This is a genomic window from Marinobacter sp. F4218, from assembly GCF_019443085.1.
In the GTDB taxonomy this organism is placed as follows: Bacteria; Pseudomonadota; Gammaproteobacteria; order Pseudomonadales; family Oleiphilaceae; genus Marinobacter; species Marinobacter albus.
Genome location: NZ_JAHZIL010000003.1, coordinates 1 through 19780 on the forward strand (window position 1 = coordinate 1; position 19780 = coordinate 19780).

At 57.3% G+C, this 19780-nt stretch carries 20 protein-coding genes and 2 tRNA genes; 2 read left to right on the plus strand and 20 right to left on the minus strand.

From position 1 onward, the window contains the following. Position 1: 1 nt before the first annotated feature. The 14 genes from K0B93_RS03875 to aspS all read right to left on the minus strand — a co-directional run bounded on the left by K0B93_RS03875 (position 2) and on the right by aspS (position 10760). Positions 2-77: transfer RNA gene (locus K0B93_RS03875), tRNA-Lys, on the minus strand. A gap of 69 nt (positions 78-146) precedes the next feature. After that, positions 147-222, minus strand: a tRNA-Lys gene (locus K0B93_RS03880). A 93-nt stretch (positions 223-315) separates the two neighbouring features. After that, entirely contained in the window at positions 316-1083 is a 768-nt protein-coding gene (ybgF, locus tag K0B93_RS03885; RefSeq protein WP_219865963.1) for a tol-pal system protein YbgF, read from the minus strand. Between the two features lie 24 nt (positions 1084-1107). Next, a complete protein-coding gene (gene pal / locus K0B93_RS03890) occupies positions 1108-1677 on the minus strand; it encodes a peptidoglycan-associated lipoprotein Pal (protein WP_219865964.1) in 570 nt (189 codons plus the stop codon). Positions 1678-1742: 65 nt separating this feature from the next. Further along, a complete protein-coding gene (gene tolB, locus K0B93_RS03895) occupies positions 1743-3035 on the minus strand; it encodes a Tol-Pal system beta propeller repeat protein TolB (protein ID WP_228743384.1) in 1293 nt (430 codons plus the stop codon). Between the two features lie 36 nt (positions 3036-3071). Beyond that, positions 3072-4061, minus strand: coding sequence for a cell envelope integrity protein TolA (gene tolA / locus K0B93_RS03900; RefSeq protein WP_219868022.1), 990 nt, complete (start codon positions 4059-4061; stop codon positions 3072-3074). A 79-nt stretch (positions 4062-4140) separates the two neighbouring features. Then, complete coding sequence (gene tolR, locus K0B93_RS03905) at positions 4141-4587, minus strand: protein TolR (protein ID WP_219865966.1); 447 nt, start codon at positions 4585-4587, stop codon at positions 4141-4143. A 35-nt stretch (positions 4588-4622) separates the two neighbouring features. Then, positions 4623-5312 carry a protein TolQ gene (tolQ, locus tag K0B93_RS03910; protein WP_219865967.1) on the minus strand — a complete coding sequence of 230 codons (690 nt, stop codon included), beginning with the start codon at positions 5310-5312 and terminating at the stop codon, positions 4623-4625. A 14-nt stretch (positions 5313-5326) separates the two neighbouring features. Continuing rightward, on the minus strand, positions 5327-5764 hold the full coding sequence (ybgC, locus tag K0B93_RS03915; RefSeq protein WP_228743298.1) for a tol-pal system-associated acyl-CoA thioesterase: 438 nt from the start codon (positions 5762-5764) through the stop codon (positions 5327-5329). Further along, the gene (gene ruvB / locus K0B93_RS03920) at positions 5757-6788 is read right to left on the minus strand and encodes a Holliday junction branch migration DNA helicase RuvB (protein ID WP_219865969.1); all 1032 of its coding nucleotides are present in this window, start codon (positions 6786-6788) and stop codon (positions 5757-5759) included. Before ruvB ends, ybgC begins: the two co-directional genes overlap by 8 nt. 152 nt (positions 6789-6940) lie before the next feature. Further along, a complete protein-coding gene (gene ruvA / locus K0B93_RS03925) occupies positions 6941-7570 on the minus strand; it encodes a Holliday junction branch migration protein RuvA (RefSeq protein WP_219865970.1) in 630 nt (209 codons plus the stop codon). Between the two features lie 30 nt (positions 7571-7600). Continuing rightward, positions 7601-8128 carry a crossover junction endodeoxyribonuclease RuvC gene (gene ruvC, locus K0B93_RS03930; RefSeq protein WP_219865971.1) on the minus strand — a complete coding sequence of 176 codons (528 nt, stop codon included), beginning with the start codon at positions 8126-8128 and terminating at the stop codon, positions 7601-7603. A gap of 18 nt (positions 8129-8146) precedes the next feature. Next, positions 8147-8890 carry a YebC/PmpR family DNA-binding transcriptional regulator gene (locus K0B93_RS03935; RefSeq protein WP_219865972.1) on the minus strand — a complete coding sequence of 248 codons (744 nt, stop codon included), beginning with the start codon at positions 8888-8890 and terminating at the stop codon, positions 8147-8149. A gap of 58 nt (positions 8891-8948) precedes the next feature. Next, entirely contained in the window at positions 8949-10760 is a 1812-nt protein-coding gene (gene aspS, locus K0B93_RS03940; protein ID WP_219865973.1) for an aspartate--tRNA ligase, read from the minus strand. 237 nt (positions 10761-10997) lie between these two features. Here aspS and fabR point away from each other — a divergent pair, with 237 nt between their 5' ends. Continuing rightward, on the plus strand, positions 10998-11627 hold the full coding sequence (gene fabR / locus K0B93_RS03945; RefSeq protein ID WP_219865974.1) for an HTH-type transcriptional repressor FabR: 630 nt from the start codon (positions 10998-11000) through the stop codon (positions 11625-11627). A 126-nt stretch (positions 11628-11753) separates the two neighbouring features. Here fabR and K0B93_RS03950 read toward each other — a convergent pair whose 3' ends face one another. From K0B93_RS03950 to guaB, 6 genes are all read right to left on the minus strand, one after another. Beyond that, on the minus strand, positions 11754-12179 hold the full coding sequence (locus K0B93_RS03950) for an HIT domain-containing protein (protein ID WP_219865975.1): 426 nt from the start codon (positions 12177-12179) through the stop codon (positions 11754-11756). A gap of 2 nt (positions 12180-12181) precedes the next feature. Further along, a complete protein-coding gene (locus tag K0B93_RS03955; RefSeq protein ID WP_219865976.1) occupies positions 12182-13525 on the minus strand; it encodes a UDP-glucose dehydrogenase family protein in 1344 nt (447 codons plus the stop codon). Between the two features lie 40 nt (positions 13526-13565). Then, complete coding sequence (gene galE, locus K0B93_RS03960; RefSeq protein ID WP_219865977.1) at positions 13566-14558, minus strand: UDP-glucose 4-epimerase GalE; 993 nt, start codon at positions 14556-14558, stop codon at positions 13566-13568. 9 nt (positions 14559-14567) lie between these two features. Further along, a complete protein-coding gene (gene tadA, locus K0B93_RS03965; RefSeq protein WP_219865978.1) occupies positions 14568-15080 on the minus strand; it encodes a tRNA adenosine(34) deaminase TadA in 513 nt (170 codons plus the stop codon). A 9-nt stretch (positions 15081-15089) separates the two neighbouring features. Further along, entirely contained in the window at positions 15090-16667 is a 1578-nt protein-coding gene (gene guaA / locus K0B93_RS03970) for a glutamine-hydrolyzing GMP synthase (RefSeq protein ID WP_219865979.1), read from the minus strand. Positions 16668-16731: 64 nt separating this feature from the next. Beyond that, positions 16732-18195, minus strand: coding sequence for an IMP dehydrogenase (gene guaB / locus K0B93_RS03975; RefSeq protein ID WP_219865980.1), 1464 nt, complete (start codon positions 18193-18195; stop codon positions 16732-16734). Between the two features lie 192 nt (positions 18196-18387). Here guaB and xseA point away from each other — a divergent pair, with 192 nt between their 5' ends. Further along, positions 18388-19767, plus strand: a complete 1380-nt coding sequence (gene xseA / locus K0B93_RS03980; protein WP_219865981.1) for an exodeoxyribonuclease VII large subunit — start codon at positions 18388-18390, stop codon at positions 19765-19767. Positions 19768-19780 lie beyond the last annotated feature (13 nt).

The following is a 19780-nucleotide window of genomic DNA, read 5'->3' on the forward strand; positions in this document are numbered from 1 at the left end:
TTGGTGGGTCGTGAAGGATTCGAACCTTCGACCAATTGGTTAAAAGCCAACTGCTCTACCAACTGAGCTAACGACCCGTAACTGGCGATCAGCGCCTTGACCCTGACCGATTCCGGAGTGACTCAGCACACACCGGAACTCTAATTTGGTGGGTCGTGAAGGATTCGAACCTTCGACCAATTGGTTAAAAGCCAACTGCTCTACCAACTGAGCTAACGACCCAAACGAGGCGCATATAGTAATGATTTTTTGGCGTTGATCAACCCTTTTTCTCAGGTTTCTCAACATTTCTCCCACAGCGGCTTATCAGTTGTTTCAAGAGTCCAGGAACTTCTGCGCCAGATTGGCGGCACTGCTGGTCGGGTAGTCCCTTATCACTGTCTCCATGCGTCGCTTGGCCTCCTGTTTCTCACCAAGCCGATCCAGGGTAACTCCCAACTTGTAAACGGCATCCGGGGCCTTGCGGTGATCAGGATAACGCGTGGCGACAATGGTGAAAGCCTGCTTTGCCTGCTCCAACTGGGGCTTGACCAGGTATACCTCACCCAGCCAGTAATAGGCATTAACCGTCAGATCGCCTTCCGGGTATTTATCGATAAACTCGTAAAGCCGGCCGATAGCCTCGTCATAGTTTTTCTGATTCCGGATCAGATCCTGAATCGCCTCGTACTCCTTACGCTCCTCCGCACCGGGCTGTCGGTATTCCTTCGTAACGGTACCGGCATTTCCGGCCGCACTCGCTGCCGCCCCACCGGCCGGTGCAGCACCCGCGGGTTGTTCGGAGACCTTCTCGGAAAGATCGAGTATGCGCTGATCAAGATCGATGTAACGGTCCCGCCCCTGCTCCTTCAGGCGATCGATCTGATACTTCTGCTCCTCCACCTGGCCCTGCAAGCGCCGCACTTCGCCCTGCAACTGCTGGATCATGTAGAACAGCTCAGCGGTGGCCTGACTGCTATTCGCCTTGCGCTGGGCTTCCGAACTGCTGTTCTGAAAAGCCTGCGTAGATGACTGCGCCAGCGCCACTCCCGTCTGCCCAAAGGCAAACGGGAGAATCACTGCCGCCATGAGTAATTTTCTCATGGGCATTCCTGACATCTGGTATGTTTACTCGAACACGAGCTCCACACGACGGTTTTGAGCCCAGGCACTTTCGGTTGAGCCCATAACCGCCGGTTTCTCTTCACCGTAGCTTACGGTTTCCATCTGGCCGCGTGAAGCGCCATTAACTACCAGGAAGCGCTGGATCGCGTTGGCACGGCGCTCGCCAAGCGCCAAGTTGTACTCCTTGGTTCCTCGCTCGTCGGCATGACCTTCAAGACGAACCTGCTGACCAGGATTATTCGCCAGGAACTGGGCATGGGCAACCAGGACATCACGGGCTTCAGCCTTGATCTCTGCAGTATCGAAATCGAAGTAGAACGTTGTGATATCGCGCAGAGCTTCCTGTTCAGCCTGCTGCTGAGCTGCCATACGCTCTTCTTCGGTCATTGCGGAGGACGAGATACCGTCCTGATCACCGCCGCCGTAGACAGTGGAACCGCCTTCCTGATCAATAGCATCCACATCAGAGCCGTAGGCACCCTCATCTACGGTTTCGCCGGTAGAGCTACAGCCGGCAAAGAGGCCAGCAGACAACAAAACGGCAAAAAACTTGGATTGAACTGACAACTTCATAAAACTTTCCTTTCAGTTGATTGACTTGTTTAACGAATCATTTTACGGGCAGCTGTGGGCACCCGTTACCGCACCAGCGGCCCCCACGCCGGTTCGCGCACATCACCTTCTGCCGCAGGCAGGCTGTAGGCAGCACCACCGTCGACGGAAATCACTGTGAGCACGCTGTCTGAACCCTGCTTGGTTGCATAGATCAGCATTCGACCGTTCGGGGAGACACTTGGGGATTCATCGGATTCTGTACGGGTAAGGATGGTTTCCTCACCGGTGTCAAGATTGGTTCGGGCAATATGAAACGCGCTGTTCCGCTGATGCACGTAGTAAACGAAATCGCCGGTATTATCAGGCCGGGGGCGGGCGTTATAACGACTACCAAAGGTAATACGACGGGGAGCCGCCCTTTCGCTTTCCTTGTGGTAGATCTGGGGGCCGCCCGACCGGTCAGACGTGAAGAACAGGCCGTCGCCGGTGTGATCCCAGCTTGCTTCGGTATCGATAGCCCAGTGATTGGTCACTTTGGTCAATTCGCGGCTGGCGAGATTCATCCGGTAGATTTCTGCATTGCCGTCCTTGGACAGCGTCATTAGCAACGACCGGCCGTCATTAGACCAGGCCGGCGCCGAATTCAGGCCCGGGAAATCGGCCACTGCGGACCGGTTCCCGCTCGCCAGCTCGTGAACAAAGATGACCGGCTTGCCGGTTTCGAACGACACATACGCAAGCTTCTTACCATCGGGCGACCAAGCTGGCGACAGGATCGGCTCCTGACTCTCCAGCCGGATTCTGGCGCGCTTGCCATCGACATCGCTTACCTGCAACCGGTAACGGGGCTTGCCATTGAATCTATCCAGCGTGATGTAGGCCAGCTTTGTAGAGAAGGCCCCGGGCACGCCGGTGATGGCCTCGTATACCTTGTCGCTCACGTGGTGAGCGAGCGACCTGATGTTGGATGCAGGTGCAGCTGCGGTTTCACCCAGCAACCGCTCTTCCGTATTGACATCAAACAACTCGTAACGGGCCGAAACCCTGTCCCCATTTCGGGTCAGGCTGCCAACGAGCACATAGCGCTGGCCAAGCAGACGCCAGTCCCGGAAAAAGACCTCTTCCCGCCTGGAAGGAAGGCTCAGCATTTTTTCGGCCGGCAACGGGCGAAATTCCCCGCTCATGGCAAGGTCGCTGTGAACGATGTCTCCAACCTTATCACCCGGAGGCACCGCGCCACTCTCCGAGAACGGCACTACGGCGATCGGAACCGCAGAGTCAGCCCCTTCGGTAATCCGGATCAATAACTCGGCGTGCACCGTGTTCACCGACAGAATGAACAGGGCGGTCACTGCAAAGAGTTTTCGTAACGGCATAGTCCAAACCCGCTTTGTCATTGTGTCATCCGTTCCTTATCTCAACCGGCGAGGGTTGAACTCAATTGTAAACTGACGGAAATACCGCTCAAACGTGTCACGCTCATCCGGGATCGGGTACCGATTCAGCGAGCGAACCGCACTGAGCGCGGAATTATCGAACGCGGTATTGCCACTGCTACCCACCAGTTTGACACCCGCCAATTCACCTGTTGGCAGCAGGGTGATCTGCAGGCGGGCCGTCATCTCTTCAGTCGCCGAAGAAGGCGGATACCAGGCCTGACTGAGGCGTTCGCGAATCAACGCCTGATACTTTTCGCTTTCTGTTAGCATCTGCGCCTCTCGGGCCTTTGCTGCGGCCGCCTGGGCCTGCTTACGGGCCTCAGCCTCCTGCGCCTCACTGGCTTCCTGAGCCAGCGCCTCCAACTGTTGCTCTTTAAGACGGCGCTCGGCCTCAAGCCGCTTTCGCTCAGCTTCCTTTCGTGCTTCTTCCTCACGCTTTTTGCGTTCGGCTTCTTCCCGCTTTCGCTGCTCTTCCAGGCGACGCTTCTCTTCTTCTGCCTTGCGCTGAGCCTCTTCCTTCTTCCGACGCTGCTCTTCCTCGGCCTTCCTGCGCTCACGCTCCTTCGCTTCCGCCTCGGCTTTCTGCCGCGCGGCTTCCTTTGCTTGAGCAGCTTCCTCTTTTTTCCGCTGCTCTGCCAGCTGGCGTTTACGTTCCTGCTCCCGTGCCTCGCGCTCTGCTTCTTCCCTGGCTTTCTTTTCTGCCTCGCGTTGGGCCTGCTCCTTTCTCTGCTCCTCGGCCTTCCGCTTTTCTTCAGCCTTGCGTTTTTGCTCTTCCTGACGTCTCTCTTCCTCACGATCAGGTTGATCGACCGGTTCCACAACGGGACTGGGCTCCGGCTGCTGCTGTGTAATCAACCTGGCCGAAATGCTGCGTGGCGGCGGTTCATGGTCCGGACTGGTCCACGTCCAGCCCGCCAGAGCTACACCAATAATCAAAAGGTGCAGCGTTACCGACATTGCCACCGGAGATTTCCAGGGCGATACGCCAGTGCTGGTTACTTCGCGCTCGTGACCTATCACAAAAAACCTACCTGCACTGGTATCACTTGTCGTCCAGGGGCGCTTCGGTGATCAAGCCGATGCTGCTTGCCCCGGCACCCTGCAATTCGGACATAAGACGAACCACCATCCCGTATTCGACGTGTTCGTCACCACGCACCAATATCTCACTGTTGGCACGCTGGGACAGAATCTTACCAACCTGCTCACGGACCTCGCCCAGAGACATGGGATCACTACCCTGGTCACCCACTTCGACGTAATAGGCGCCATTGGTATCGACGGACACCACGATCGACTCAACATTCTTGGCGGCCTGGATGGGGTCGGAAGTAGTTTCCGGCAAGTCCACCTTCACCCCCTGGGTCAGCATTGGCGCGGTGACCATGAATATCACCAACAACACCAGCATCACGTCGATATAGGGAACGACGTTGATCTCCGACATTGGCTTTCGCCGGTGTTGCGGCATCATTCCCATGCCCTTCATGGCGCTACCCCCCGACCTTTAGAAGAAACAAGCATTTACGCCGCACTCTTTTCGCTGTTATGAACACGACGATGCAGGATACTGGAGAATTCCTCGGCAAAGGTTTCATAGTTTTTGAGCAGAGCGTCAGCCATCGCTGCAAACCGGTTGTAGGCGATGACCGCCGGAATGGCCGCGAAGAGGCCCATGGCCGTGGCAATCAGAGCCTCCGAGATGCCCGGCGCCACGGTCGCGAGTGTCGCCTGCTGCACCTGGGCCAGACCACGGAACGAGTTCATAATGCCCCAGACCGTACCGAACAGGCCGATGTAGGGACTGGTCGAGCCGACGGTTGCCAGAAACGGCAGGTGGGCTTCCAGACGTTCCTGTTCCCTTGAAAAGGCCACACGCATGGCACGCTGCGTGCCTTCCATGACCGCATCTGCATCGCGGCTCTGCTGACGTAGACGGGAAAATTCTTTGAACCCGGCCCTAAACACCGATTCCATGCCCGAAAATGGCGTCGGTTCGGCGTTCACCTCGCGATAGAGCTGGCCAAGGTCCATACCGGACCAGAACCGCTCCTCAAAAGCCAACTGGGACTGCTTGGCCTTGCGAAACACCTGAAGGCGCTGAAAGATCAGCGCCCAGGACATGACGGATGCCAGGGCAAGGAGCAACATGACAAGTTGCACCAGTACACCGGCGTTGGACACGAGATACCAGACTGAAACTTCTGATTCCACCTTTTGCTCCTGGCTTATTCCGTTGTCTGAACGTTGCTTCTCAACAACGCCTGCATATTTTCGGGTAATCGTCGCGGGCGACCACTGTCCAGCGCCACACACGCGACTCGAACGTCGGCCTCACACAGAAGTGTGCGATCTTCGGCGCGCAAGACCCGTTGTTTAAAGTCCATCCACACTCGCCCAAAGGCATCTGGCTCTGCGGTAACCAGCAACTGGTCGTCCAGCCGGGCCGGTACCGAATAATGGATCGCCATCCGCTGGACAACATAGCTGATGTTTTCAGTCAGACCGGCACGCAGTCCGACGCCGCAGCTACGAACCCATTCTGTGCGGGCTCTCTCCATGTAGTGCAGGTATTTGGCATGGAACACGATGCCCCCCGCATCCGTGTCTTCGATATAGACGCGGACCGGCAGCTCAAAAACACGACGTTCCTGAGGATCAGCCAAAAAGGTCGTCCTCCCGCCCGGACTTTTTCGGTACCACCCCAAAATGCTGATAGGCATTGGAGGTAACCATGCGTCCTCGGGGCGTTCGAACCATGTACCCCTGCTGTATCAGGAAGGGTTCGAGTACATCCTCAATGGTGCCTCGCTCCTCACTGATTGCCGCGGCGAGACTCTCGACTCCCACCGGACCACCCTCGAATTTTTCAATCATGGCGAGCAGCAGGCGACGATCCATGTGATCGAAGCCCTGGCCGTCCACTTTGAGCATATTCAGTGCCTGATCTGCGATATCCGAGTTGATGTGACCATCAGAACGCACCTCGGCGAAATCGCGAACACGGCGCAGCAAGCGATTCGCGATTCGCGGCGTCCCCCGGGAGCGTCTTGCGATCTCAAATGCACCCGCTTCGTCGATATGCACCGAGGACAGACGGGCCGACCGTATAATGATGCTGGTCAGGTCCTCGGTGTTGTAAAACTCCAGACGCTGGACAATGCCAAAACGATCCCGCAACGGTGAGGTCAACAGGCCCGCTCGCGTCGTTGCGCCCACAAGGGTAAACGGCGGCAAATCCAGTTTTATTGAGCGCGCCGCCGGCCCTTCACCAATCATGATATCCAGCTGGTAGTCTTCCATTGCGGGATACAGAACTTCTTCCACGGCGGCGCTGAGGCGATGAATTTCGTCGATAAAGAGGACGTCGCCCTCTTCCAGATTGGTAAGCATGGCAGCAAGATCGCCGGCTTTCTCCAGCACTGGCCCGGACGTCGTTTTGATCGAAACGCCCATTTCGTTGGCGATTATGTTGGCCAACGTGGTCTTGCCAAGGCCCGGCGGGCCGAAAATCAGAACGTGATCAAGCGCTTCCTGACGGCCACGGGCGGCAGAGATAAAAATATCCATCTGCTCACGAACCGCTGGCTGTCCGACATACTCGGTCAGCAAGGTGGGACGAATCGCCCGATCCTGCACCTCTTCGTATTCACCGGCCCGGGCTGAGATCAGTCGGTCGGATTCGATCATGGCATCATCCGTTTGTTAGGAATCAACATCGTGCCTTAGCGCTTGCGTCAGAGTTAAATCGTTGCCCCAATTGTACAAACAGTCCAAGGGGTGTCACGTTACGCTCTCTACAGGTTTGGTGCCATACCGGCGACATATCAGGCTCGGGTTGATCAAGCCGGAATCATATTGCGCAAGGCGAGCCTGATCAGCGCTTCGCTCGACATGCCATCCTCGGCGACCTTGCTGATCGCTTTGGCTGCCTCCTGAGGCTTGTACCCCAGCGCAATGAGAGCCGCCTCCGCCTCGTCTCTGGGATCCTGACCCCGCATCGGCAACTTCTGACCTGCCATACCCGATCCTGTCGCATCTTGCGACGTGGGCACGAATTGTCCTTCAAGTTGCCCTATCCGATCGGTCATTTCAATAAGCAGGCGCTCTGCTGTTTTCTTCCCGACGCCCGGCAACTTGACCAGCGCATTGGCATCACGCGCCTCTACACACCGGATAAACTGCTCGGCATCCAGGCCGGAGAGAATACCAACCGCCAGCTTGGGCCCCACGCCATTAACCTTGATAAGCAAACGGAAAAGATCGCGATCAAGGCGTGATGCAAAGCCATATAAGCTATGGGCGTCCTCGCGGACCGCAAAATGGGTATGGAGGGTCACTTCCTGACCGGTTTCGGGGAGATGAAAGAAAGTGGTGAAAGGGATATCAACTTCATAGCCCAGTCCGGCGCACTCCACCAATGCCTGACCGGGTGCTTTTTCAACCAGTATTCCTCGGATACGACCTAGCAAAGGGACTCTCCTGTCGCTCCTGAGAGCGGGTTATTTTTGTCGCATTCGACCGCCTCGGACCTTGCCTCCTGCGCCGGCGACCCTGAGCACGCTCTGGCTCATGTGCGCGTGACACAGCGCAATGGCAAGAGCATCGGCCGCATCCGCCTGGGGTTTCCGGGAAAGGGCCAACAAGGCCTGAACCATATGCTGAACCTGCGACTTATCCGCGCCACCCTTTCCGACGACTGCCTGCTTGACCTGACGGGCGGAGTATTCGTGAACGGCCAGCCCACTGTTGGCGGCACTGACAATGGCCGCACCTCGAGCCTGCCCCAGCTTCAGTGCAGAATCCGGGTTTCGTGCCATGAACACCTGCTCGATGGCGAACTCTTCAGGACGATATTCACCGATGAGGGTCGCGAGACTGTGAAAAATCGTCTGGAGGCGCTCCGCCATTGGCTTTTCGCCGACACGAATACAGCCGCTATCAATATACTCAATATTACGGCCATCGGCGCGGATAATTCCGAAACCGGTGATCCTCGATCCGGGGTCTACACCCAGAATGATCGGCAAATCGATACCCCTGTCGCTTCAGAGCGAATCCATGATGTCACCGGAAATATCGGCGTTGTGATAAACGTTCTGGACGTCATCAAGGTCTTCCAGCATATCGATCAGCTTGAGAATGGTTTCCGCGCCGTCGCGGTCCAGTTCGACCCAGGTCGCCGGCACCATAGTCACTGCCGCGCTGTCAGGTTTGAGCCCGGCGGTCACCAGCGCTTCCTTGATGTCCAGAAACTGTTCGGGGGTGGTGACAATCTCGAAGGAGCCGTCATCCTGCTCCGCCAGATCCTCAGCCCCGGCCTTCAAGGCGGCCTCCATCAGCGTCTCCTCGGACACGTCCGGCCCGTAGCTGATGATACCCTGCTTGCTGAAAAGATAGGCCACCGAACCGTCGGTACCGAGATTGCCTCCCATCTTGCTGAAGGCGTGCCGGATTTCCGCCACGGTGCGGTTCTTGTTGTCGGTCATTGCTTCCACGAAAATGGCCACACCGCCCGGACCATAGCCCTCGTAGGTGAGCTCTTCGTAGTTGCTGTCATCACCACCTCCAGCACCCCGCTCGACGGCACGCTCGATGGTGTCCTTCTTCATGTTGGCCGTGAGCGCCTTGTCGATCACCGCCCTTAACCGCGGATTGTCTTCGGGATTGCCTCCGCCCTGGCGGGCGGCGACGGTCAGCTCACGGATAATTTTGGTGAAGATTTTACCCCGCTTGGCATCTTGAGCTGCCTTGCGGTGTTTGATGTTGGCCCATTTACTGTGACCAGCCATAAAACAACTCCAGCTCTGACCGGGGGCGCGAAGCCAGGCGCGCCCCGGCGCTCAGAATTTACTCGCCTGCCGCGTTCTCACTTCCGGCCTTGTTGCCTTCCACCGCTTTGGCAGACTTTCTCCGGCGAATGTGCAGCTCGCGCAACTGCTGGTCATCCACTTCGCCCGGAGCCTGAGTCATCAGACAGGTGGCACTCTGGGTTTTCGGGAACGCAATGACATCACGAATGGATGAAGCCCCGGTCATCAGCATGACCAGACGGTCCAGGCCAAAGGCCAGGCCACCGTGAGGCGGACAACCGAACTTCAGAGCGTCCAGAAGGAACCCGAACTTGGCGCGCGCCTCTTCCTCTTCGATACCCAGGATGCGGAAGACGGTCTCCTGCATCTTTTCATCGTGGATACGGATGGAACCGCCACCCAGCTCGGTACCGTTCAGCACCATGTCATAGGCCCGAGAAAGCGCAGTTGCCGGGTTGGCGGCAAGTTCATCCGCACTGCAGGATGGTGCCGTGAAGGGATGGTGAATCGCGGTCAGACCGCCATCCGGAGTTTCCTCGAACATCGGGAAATCAACAACCCAGAGCGGCGCCCACTCGCTCGTGAGCATATCCAGGTCATGGCCGACCTTGATACGCAGTGCACCCAGCGCCTCATTAACAACCGTGGTCTTGTCTGCACCGAAGAAGACAATATCTCCGTCCTCGGCACCCACGCGCTCCATTACGGCCTGAGCGACGTCGTCACCCAGGAACTTGATGATCGGTGACTGCAGGCCTTCAACACCCTTGGACAGATCATTCACCTTGATGTAGGCCAGCCCCTTCGCCCCGTAGATACCAACAAACTTGGTATAGTCATCGATCTGTTTACGGGTCAGATCGCCGCCTTTCGGCACCCGCAGCGCGGCCACACGGCCTTTGGGGTCCCTGGCAGGGCCGGCAAAAACCTTGAAGTCCACGTTTTCAACCAGATCCGCCACATCAATCAGTTCCAGCGGGATACGGAGGTCCGGCTTGTCACTTCCATACCGCTGCATAGCCTCGGAATGCGGCATGCGAGGGAAGCTTGGCAGTTCGACGTCGAGCACATCCTTGAACAGGGACCGGATCATGTCCTCATTGAGCCCCATCAGGGTTTCCTCGTCGATGAACGAGGCCTCAATATCCACCTGGGTGAATTCCGGCTGACGATCTGCCCGGAGGTCTTCGTCACGGAAGCACTTGGCGATCTGGTAGTACCGGTCAACGCCCGACACCATCAGCAACTGCTTGAACAGCTGAGGAGACTGGGGCAAGGCGAAGAAGGAGCCTTCGTGGGTACGGCTCGGAACCAGGTAGTCACGGGCACCTTCGGGAGTGGCGCGGGTCAGTATCGGAGTTTCCACGTCCATGAAACCGTTGCCGTCCAGATAGTTTCGAATGTAACTGGTCACGCGTGACCGGAACCGCATGCGGTTGATCATTTCCGGGCGTCGCAGGTCTACGAAACGGTAACGCAGGCGCACGTCCTCGCCCACATCCACGTGCTCGTCCAGCGGGAACGGCGGTGTGGCAGCCGCATTGAGGATGTCCAACTTCTTGCCAAGAAGCTCAACCTGGCCCGTAGGCATGTTGCTGTTTTCGGTACCCGCAGGGCGACGGCGAACCCGGCCAGTCACTTTGATAACGAACTCGCTGCGAACTTTTTCCGCCAGGGCAAAGCTTTCTGGAGTGTCGGGGTCTACAACCACCTGGGAGATACCATCCCGATCCCGCAGATCAAGGAAAATAACACCACCGTGATCACGGCGGCGATGTACCCATCCGCAGAGTGTGACTTCCTGATCGATGTGGGATTCGTTGATCCCACCGCAATAATGACTGCGCATACCGGTTCCCGTTGTATCTGATGTGTGCTTAATGTCTGGCAAGCAAGCAGGCTTGGCTCACTTTGCTGCAAAAAATTGGGCCGCAAAAAAGACGTGGCGACCATACTGGAAAAGCCGCCCATTATAAACACAATGACGCTGAAAATCAGGCGTCATTCTCGGCGTACTCCGCGTCCGGATGACTCACCGTCGACAGATCGCTAGAATGCACCGTTCACGCAGTAATTGGAGCCTAACTTGTCGTCCAGAGCCGAGCAGAAACTTCGTACCCGTCGCGCACTGATGGATGCTGCCCTCGCCCAATTGAGCGCCGATCGAGGCTTTGGCAGCCTGAGCCTGCGTGAAGTTGCCCGGGAAGCGGGAATTGCGCCCACCTCGTTCTACCGCCATTTTTCAGAGCTGGACGAACTGGGCCTTGCGTTGGTCGACGAGGGCGGGGTGGCCCTGCGCCAATTGATGCGCCAGGCCCGCAAGCGAATTGCCCGGGACGGGAGTGCCATATCCACATCGGTGGAAACCTTTATGGAGTACCTCGGCAATAACGCCAACCTCTTCCGGCTGATGCTCCGGGAGCGCACCGGAGTATCCAAGCCCTTCCGGACCGCGATCAAGGCGGAGATTGACCACTTCGTGACGGAACTGGCGGACGATCTTCATCGCGTTGCCGAGGAACAGGGCAAACCCCTGTCGGATTCGCGCCTGGTGGCGGAAGCCATGGTTACCCTGGTCTTCAATCAGGGCGCGGAAGCACTGGACGCGACGAACAGGGAACGGGACGAATTGAAGGTTAAGCTCAAAACAGAACTGAGAATGATCCTGGTCGGATCACAGACACTGGCGCGCAGAAAGCCGCCACAAAAAACTTGAGGGTTTTGGAACCTTTTCGGGAATCCTTACGTGATCTGGTCTGGAAGACGATACACCTTCCATTGTTGAGTCGTTACCTTTCCAGGTAGCTTTTCGCCCGCCATCATGGCGGGCTTTTTTAACCGCCTACCTCAAACGCGCCAGAACCGGGGCAAGTTGCTCCCGGACGACTTCCGACTCCTCGTCATTATAGGGCACTGGCGGCCGCACACCCCAAACCGGACCAGGCCAGGCCGGATCCCCCTCAAAACGCACAATGTGATGCAGATGAAGCTGGGGCACCATATTGCCAAGAGCGGCAACGTTCATCTTGTCACCCGAGAACAGCTCCATCATGCCGCGACTCAGGGTTGACGACTCGTGCATCAGGCGTTGCTGCTGCGAATCACTCAACTCGAAGATCTCCCGGATACCGCCAACAGCCGGCACCAACAGCAACCAGGGCCAGGTGCGATCGTTCATCAGTCGAATCACGCACAGTTGACTGAACCCCAGTCCGATGGTGTCCGCCGCCAAACGCTGGTGAAGCTGAAACTCCGGCACCTGACTCATAATCACACCGTATGGAACTGATTTCTGCCCCGCCCTATGGCGTAGTAGATCAGGCCATAGCGCTCCAGCATTTCGGGTTCGTAGAGATTCCGTCCATCAAACACCGCAGGCTCTCGCAGAGCCGACGCGACCACATCAAAGTCCGGGGAGCGGAATTCCTTCCATTCAGTACAGATCGCAAGAACATCCGCCCCTTTAAGGGCCTGCTCTTTGGTTCCGCACAGCGTCAGCCCATCTCGATCACCATAGATACGCTGGGTCTCTTCCATTGCCTCCGGATCGAACGCCTGCACTGTGGCCCCCGCTTTCCAAAGATCTTCCATCAGGGTCCGCGAAGAGGCTTCCCGCATGTCATCGGTGTTGGGCTTGAATGCCAGGCCCCACAACGCTACGACCTTTCCGCTCAGGTTTCCCCGGAAATAATGGGAAACCTTGTCGAACAGAACATGTTTCTGCGCGTAATTCACCGACTCGACGGCATTCAGCAGACGAGCGTCGTAATCGCAGTCGCGGGCGGTGCGGGAGAGTGCCTGTACGTCCTTGGGGAAACAGGAGCCGCCGTAGCCACAACCCGGATAGATGAAGTGGTAACCGATGCGAGGGTCCGATCCGATGCCCTGACGCACCGCCTCGATGTCCGCACCGAGACGTTCAGCCAGATTGGCAACCTCGTTCATGAAGCTGATCTTGGTCGCAAGCATGGCGTTCGCAGCGTACTTGGTTAGCTCTGCCGACCGGACATCCATGAAGATCATCCGGTCCCGTGACCGGTTGAACGGATAATAGACTTCCCGCAGAAGCTCCGCAGCCCTGTCACTGTCGGTACCCACTACAATCCGGTCCGGCTTCATAAAATCATTGATGGCAGCCCCTTCCTTGAGGAACTCGGGGTTAGAAACCACATCAAATTCGAGCTCAAGATTTCGGCTATCCAGTTCGGCACGCAAGGCAGCCCGCACTTTATCCGCGGTTCCCACGGGCACGGTGGATTTGTCGACCACCACCTTGTAATCATCCATGTACTGCCCGATGGCACGGGCAACCGCGGTAACATACTGCAGGTCTGCCGAGCCGTCTTCATCGGGAGGCGTGCCCACCGCGATAAACTGCAGGGTACCGTGCCTGACCGCTTTTTCAGTATCCGTGGTAAATGCCAGCCGCCCGGCTTCAACCGTATGATTGACGATCGCCTTGAGGCCGGGTTCGTAGATCGGGATCTGACCATTCTCAAGTTTATCGATCTTGGCCTTATCGACATCCATGCACAGGACATGATGCCCCACATCCGCCAGGCACGCGCCAGTCACCAAACCAACGTACCCGGTACCAAAAATCGTAATTTTCATCCATTCAATCCTGATACTGTTAAGACAAGAATTTCAGCTCTCAGCTTGGAGAATCTTTACGCTTCTGCCAGATGGCTTCCCAGGCCAGCGCAGTCCCGACAATGGTTTCGAGGTTGTCGTAGTTCGGAGTCCAGCCAAGCGTTTGCCTGATCCGCGCATTATCGGCCATCAAGGCCTCCGGATCGCCGGTACGACGACCGGTCTCGGCAACCGGGAAATCGACGCCGGACTGCCTCTTGACGACGTCGATTACCTCATTAACCGTGAATCCCCGACCATACCCACAGTTCAGCACCCTGGACTCTCCACCCCGGGCCATATAGTCGAGCGCCATGACATGGGCCTTGGCCAGATCTTCCACATGGATGTAATCCCGTACACAGGTGCCGTCACGGGTATCATAGTCCGTGCCGAACACACTCATCCCCTCTCTCTGGCCGGTCACGCACTCACAGGCAACCTTGATCAAATGGGTTGCCTCAGGCGTTGCCTGACCCAGCAATCCATCGGGGTTTGCACCCGCCACATTGAAGTAGCGAAGAATCACGTAGTTGAGGTCGGAAGCGGCAGCCAGATCCATGATCATCCGCTCGCTCATCATCTTGGAAGCGCCGTAGGGGTTGATTGGCGCCAGTGGCATATCTTCCGTCAGGACGGTCTCGTCCGGCATGCCATAAACTGCTGCGGTGGATGAAAACACCATGTAGGGGACCTGATGCCTTTCCACGGCCTGCAGAAGGTTCAGGGTGTTACGGGTGTTATTGCTGTAGTACTTGAGGGGATTGGCGACCGACTCGGGCACCACGATATTGGCGGCGAAGTGCAGTATCGCGTCGAACCTGTGGTTTGCAAAGACTTCTTCGATCACGGCCTCGTCGGCCAAGTCGCCAACGATGAGCTCCCCGGCTGTCACCGCCCAGCGATACCCGGTCGAGAGATTGTCGAGGACGACGATGTCGTGCCCAGCCTGCCCCAGCTGACGTACAACATGGCTGCCGATATAACCTGCTCCACCGGTAACTAGCACTTTCATGACGTAGATTTACTCCTTCCCTGAAGACTGATTACGCTTTTGCCGGATCTCTTTCCGCCGCGCGCTAAAAAAGCCGCTGATAATCTTGCTGCAGCGACGCTCAAGCACTCCGGACACTACCGCCACTTCCCAGTTGAAATGGGGTTCTTCCAGCGTCCGACGCGCCGACTCTACAGCCCCGGCCTTGGGCTCCGGAGCTCCATAGACCAGCCGACTGATGCGGCTGTGCACAATCGCACCGACACACATTGTGCAAGGTTCCAGCGTTACATAAAGCACCGCGCCCGACAAACGGTAATTTCCCAGTCGGGCGGCAGCATCACGCAGGGCCCGTATTTCAGCATGAGCAGTGGGATCGCACTGGGAAATCGGGGCATTGAAGCCTGCTCCCACCTCTTGACCGTCCAGCACCACCACGGCGCCAACCGGAACCTCGCCAACGCTGGCAGCCTGAGCCGCCAATTCAAGCGCTCGTCCCATCCAGTGTTCGTCTGTCGCATCAGGCTCTGCTAGCGGATGCATGCCCGGCGATCACTCCCACTCAATGGTTGCAGGCGGCTTGGACGAGACGTCGTAGGTCACCCGGGAAACACCGGTAATTTCGTTGATGATGCGATTGGAGACGGTTTCCAGCAGATCATAGGGCAAGTGGGCCCACCGCGCGGTCATGAAGTCGATGGTTTCGACAGCACGCAGGGCAACGACGTACTCGTACCGACGGGCATCGCCAACCACACCAACGGATTTCACCGGCAGGAAGACGGCAAAAGCCTGACTCGTCTTGTGATAAAGGTCGGCCCTGTGCAACTCCTCGAGGAAAATTGCATCGGCCCGGCGCAGGATATCCGCGTACTCCTTCTTGACCTCGCCCAGAATACGCACGCCCAGCCCCGGTCCCGGGAACGGGTGGCGGTAGACCATGTCATAGGGCAAGCCCAACTCAAGGCCGATTCGGCGAACTTCATCCTTGAACAACTCACGCAGTGGCTCGACGAGCTTGAGCTTCATGGTTTCAGGCAGACCACCAACGTTGTGGTGCGACTTGATCACGTGCGCCTTGCCGGTTTTCGACGCGGCGGACTCGATGACGTCCGGGTAGATGGTGCCCTGCGCCAGCCAGTTCACATCCTTGATGGTCGTGGCCTCTTCATCGAACACGTCGATAAAGGTGTTACCTATGATCTTGCGCTTCTGCTCGGGATCGCTCACGCCCTTGAGCTTGGACAGGAACAGATCCTCAGCATCCACCCGGATAACCTTGACGCCCATGTTGCTGGCAAACATGTCCATGACCTGATCACCTTCATGCAGGCGCAACAGTCCGTTATCCACAAAGACACAGGTCAGTTGTTCGCCGATAGCCTTGTGGAGCAGTGCTGCAGTCACGGAGGAATCCACACCGCCTGACAGCCCCAGAAGAACCTTGTCGGAGCCGACCTGCTCACGAATCTGACGTACTGCATCATCCACGATCTTGGCCGGCGTCCAGAGCGCCTCACACTGGCAGATATTGAGGATGAAATGTTCGAGAATGCGTTTGCCCTGCAAGGTATGGGTAACCTCCGGATGGAACTGCACGCCGAAGAGATTTCGGCTGAGATCCTGCATCGCAGCAATCGGAGCGCTTTCCGTGGAAGCCAGCAGCTCAAACCCTTCGGGCATGACCACGACCTTGTCACCATGGCTCATCCAGACATCCAGCAGAGTATCCCCGGTGCCGGTCAGATGATCGGTAATATCCTGCAGCAGCGGACCGGCCGCGCGGACTTTCACCTGTGCATAGCCGAACTCGCGCTTCTCGGAACTGGCTACACGCCCCCCGAGCTGCTCCGCCATGGTCTGCATGCCATAACAGATACCCAGAATGGGAATTCCACGCTCAAAGAGGCCTTCCGGTGCTCGCGGCCCACCCAGTTGGGTAACTGATTCGGGACCGCCGGCAAGGATAATGCCCTTTGGGTTGAACTCATCAAGCTCTTCATCGGTGATATCGAACGCCTTGATTTCACAATAAACGCCGATTTCCCGTACCCGGCGCGCGATCAACTGGGTGTACTGGGAACCGAAATCGAGAATCAGGATGCGGTGGTCATGAATGTTCTGGGCCATGGAGTCCTCGGGTCAGAAATAAATAACGCGGCTCCATGGGAGCCGCGTTGGGGTAGAGCCAGTGTTAGCCGATACGGTAGTTCGGGGCTTCCTTGGTGATGGTCACATCGTGCACGTGACTCTCACGCATGCCAGCATTGGTAATGCGCACAAATTCCGGCTTGGTGCGCATTTCTTCCATGGTGGCGCTACCGGTGTAGCCCATGGAAGCGCGCAAACCACCAATAAGCTGGTGAACGATGTTCCGCATGGGGCCCTTGCAGGCGACACGTCCTTCAATACCCTCGGGAACCAGCTTCTCGATTCCCTTACTCGCGTCCTGGAAGTAGCGGTCGCTGGAGCCCTGCCCCATCGCGCCGATGGAACCCATGCCGCGGTATGCCTTGTAGCTGCGCCCCTGGAACAGCTCAACCTCGCCCGGAGCTTCGTCGGTGCCGGCCAGCAGGCTGCCAATCATGACACTGTGGGCGCCAGCAGCGATGGCCTTGGCAATATCGCCGGAGAATCGAATACCACCGTCAGCAATCAGCGGAACCCCCCGGTCTTTCAGTGCCGCTGCAACATTGGAAACGGCTGAAATTTGCGGGACACCGATGCCCGCCACGATACGAGTGGTGCAAATGGAACCGGGCCCGATGCCGACCTTAACCGCATCCGCACCAGCCTCAGCCAAGGCAATCGCGGCGTCAGAAGTGGCAATGTTACCGCCGATTACCTGAACTTCCGGGAAGTTCTGCTTCGCCCAGCGAACCCGATCAATAACGCCTCTGGAATGACCGTGGGCGGTATCGATCACGATCACATCCACGCCGGCCTCCGCAAGCGCCGAAATGCGCGCCTCGGTGTCACCGCCAGTGCTCACTGCAGCCCCAACACGCAGTCGACCCTGGTCATCCTTGCAGGCGAGCGGGTAGTCCTTGGCCTTCTGAATATCCTTGACGGTAATCAGGCCGCGCAACTGGAAGTTGTCGTTGACGACTAACACTTTCTCGATGCGATGACGGTGCAGCAGTTCCTTCACGTCATCGAGGCTGGCACCCTCTTGCACGGTTACCAGTTTGTGCTTCGGCGTCATGATATCCCGCACCGGTGTATCCATGCGGCTCTCAAAACGAATATCGCGACCGGTAACAATACCAATCAGGTCATTGCCATCAACCACCGGCAGACCGGAAATACTGTTTGCCATGGTGATATCAACCAGTTCCCGCACGGTGGTGTCCGGGGAAACGGTGATGGGGTCCTTGACTACGCCACTTTCGAATTTCTTGACCTTGCGAACCGCTGCTGCCTGTTGCTCGACCGTCATGTTCTTATGCATGATACCGATACCGCCTTCCTGAGCCATGGCGATCGCCAGCTCGGCATCAGTAACCGTATCCATCGCAGAGGACAGCAGAGGGATATTGAGGGTAATCTCCTTGGTCAACTGGGTCTGCAGACTGACCTCATGAGGGAGAACTTCGGAATATCCGGGGACCAGCAGAACATCATCAAATGTGAGGGCTTCTTCGGCAATTCGCAGCATTGGGATCCGCCTTTTGAACGTGCTAAGTTGGGAGTTTCCCTGCTGCACCCGCGGCGGCACAGCAAAGCAAAATCCTTAATCGATCTATTATAAAGGGGTGCTGGTTTTCAGTAAACCGCGCCTTTTTGAGGGTTCGATTGCATCTTTTTGAAATTTGGCTATTTTTACCCTCCCACTTTTCGGCTATTGCGTATGGATGACTACGGTACACCGCGGACGAACCCTCTGCTTCAGGACACAAGGCCAAGAGCTCTGAGCGTAAGTGAACTCAACCACCAGGCACGCCACCTGCTGGAATCGAGTTTTATGCAGGTCTGGGTCGAGGGCGAATTATCAGGATTTTCAAGGCCATCCTCCGGCCACTGGTACTTCTCGCTGAAAGACCGGAAATGCCAGGTACGATGTGCCATGTTCCGGGGTTTCAATCAGCGCATTCGCAATCTACCCAAAGAAGGCGACCAGGTCCGGATTCGCGGCAAAGTAACGCTGTACGAGAATCGCGGCGATTTCCAGATCATAGTCGAACACATTGAGCCCGCCGGACTGGGGGAGCTGCAGCAGGCCTTCGAGGAACTCAAGCGCAAGCTACAAACCGAGGGGCTGTTCGATGCCGCAAGAAAGAAATCCTTGCCTAAAACGCCAGGCCACATCGGCGTAATCACCTCGCCAACCGGTGCCGCTATCCATGACATCCTTACGGTGCTTGCCCGAAGATGTCCGGCCATCCCGGTCACCCTCTACCCCACCGCGGTGCAGGGCAAGGCGGCTACAAAGGACATCGTCCAGGCCATTGAACGGGCACAAACCCACGGCGTTGCCGATGTTCTGATCATCGGTCGCGGAGGCGGCTCGCTGGAGGACCTCTGGTGCTTCAATGAGGAAGCAGTGGCCCGCGCCATGGCCAATTGCCGAATACCTACGGTAAGTGCCGTCGGACACGAAGTGGACGTAACCATTGCGGATTTTGTTGCCGATCTCCGCGCACCCACACCCTCGGCAGCCGCTGAAAAAATTTCGCCCGATCAACAGGATTGGCTGAGACAGATTCAGGAATGGGAGCACCGGCTCGCCAATGCAGCGCGGCGCGCCTTCAAGCGATTCGGAACCCAGCTGGAACACCTGGGAGCCCGCCTCCGGGATCCGAGACGGGATTTGCTGGAAAAGGCACAAAGGATGGATGATCTGGAGCTTCGCCTGAACAAAGCGATGGTCCAGCGCACCGAGCGACTCAGGGTACGGAGCGAGCATCTTGGCCAACGGCTCGCCCTGCAATCCCCCCGCCGTCAACTGGTCAACGGCCAGGAGTCAGTTGCCCGCACCAGTGAGCGCCTGGGCTCAGCCATGCGACTTCGGCTCAGACAAAGGCGGGAACGACTGGAGCACATGGCCCAGACCCTCCATGTCGTTAGCCCCCTGGCCACGCTAGGGCGTGGCTATGCCATTGTTCGTGACGACGAGGGCCGCATAATCCGCGACGCTGCTGAAGTCCGTCCCGGCGACGGAATTACAGCCCGAATCGCCCAGGGCGAAATATCCGCCAGAGTGACCTCCGTCAATTCCTCCGGGGATTAATGCACAAAAATGG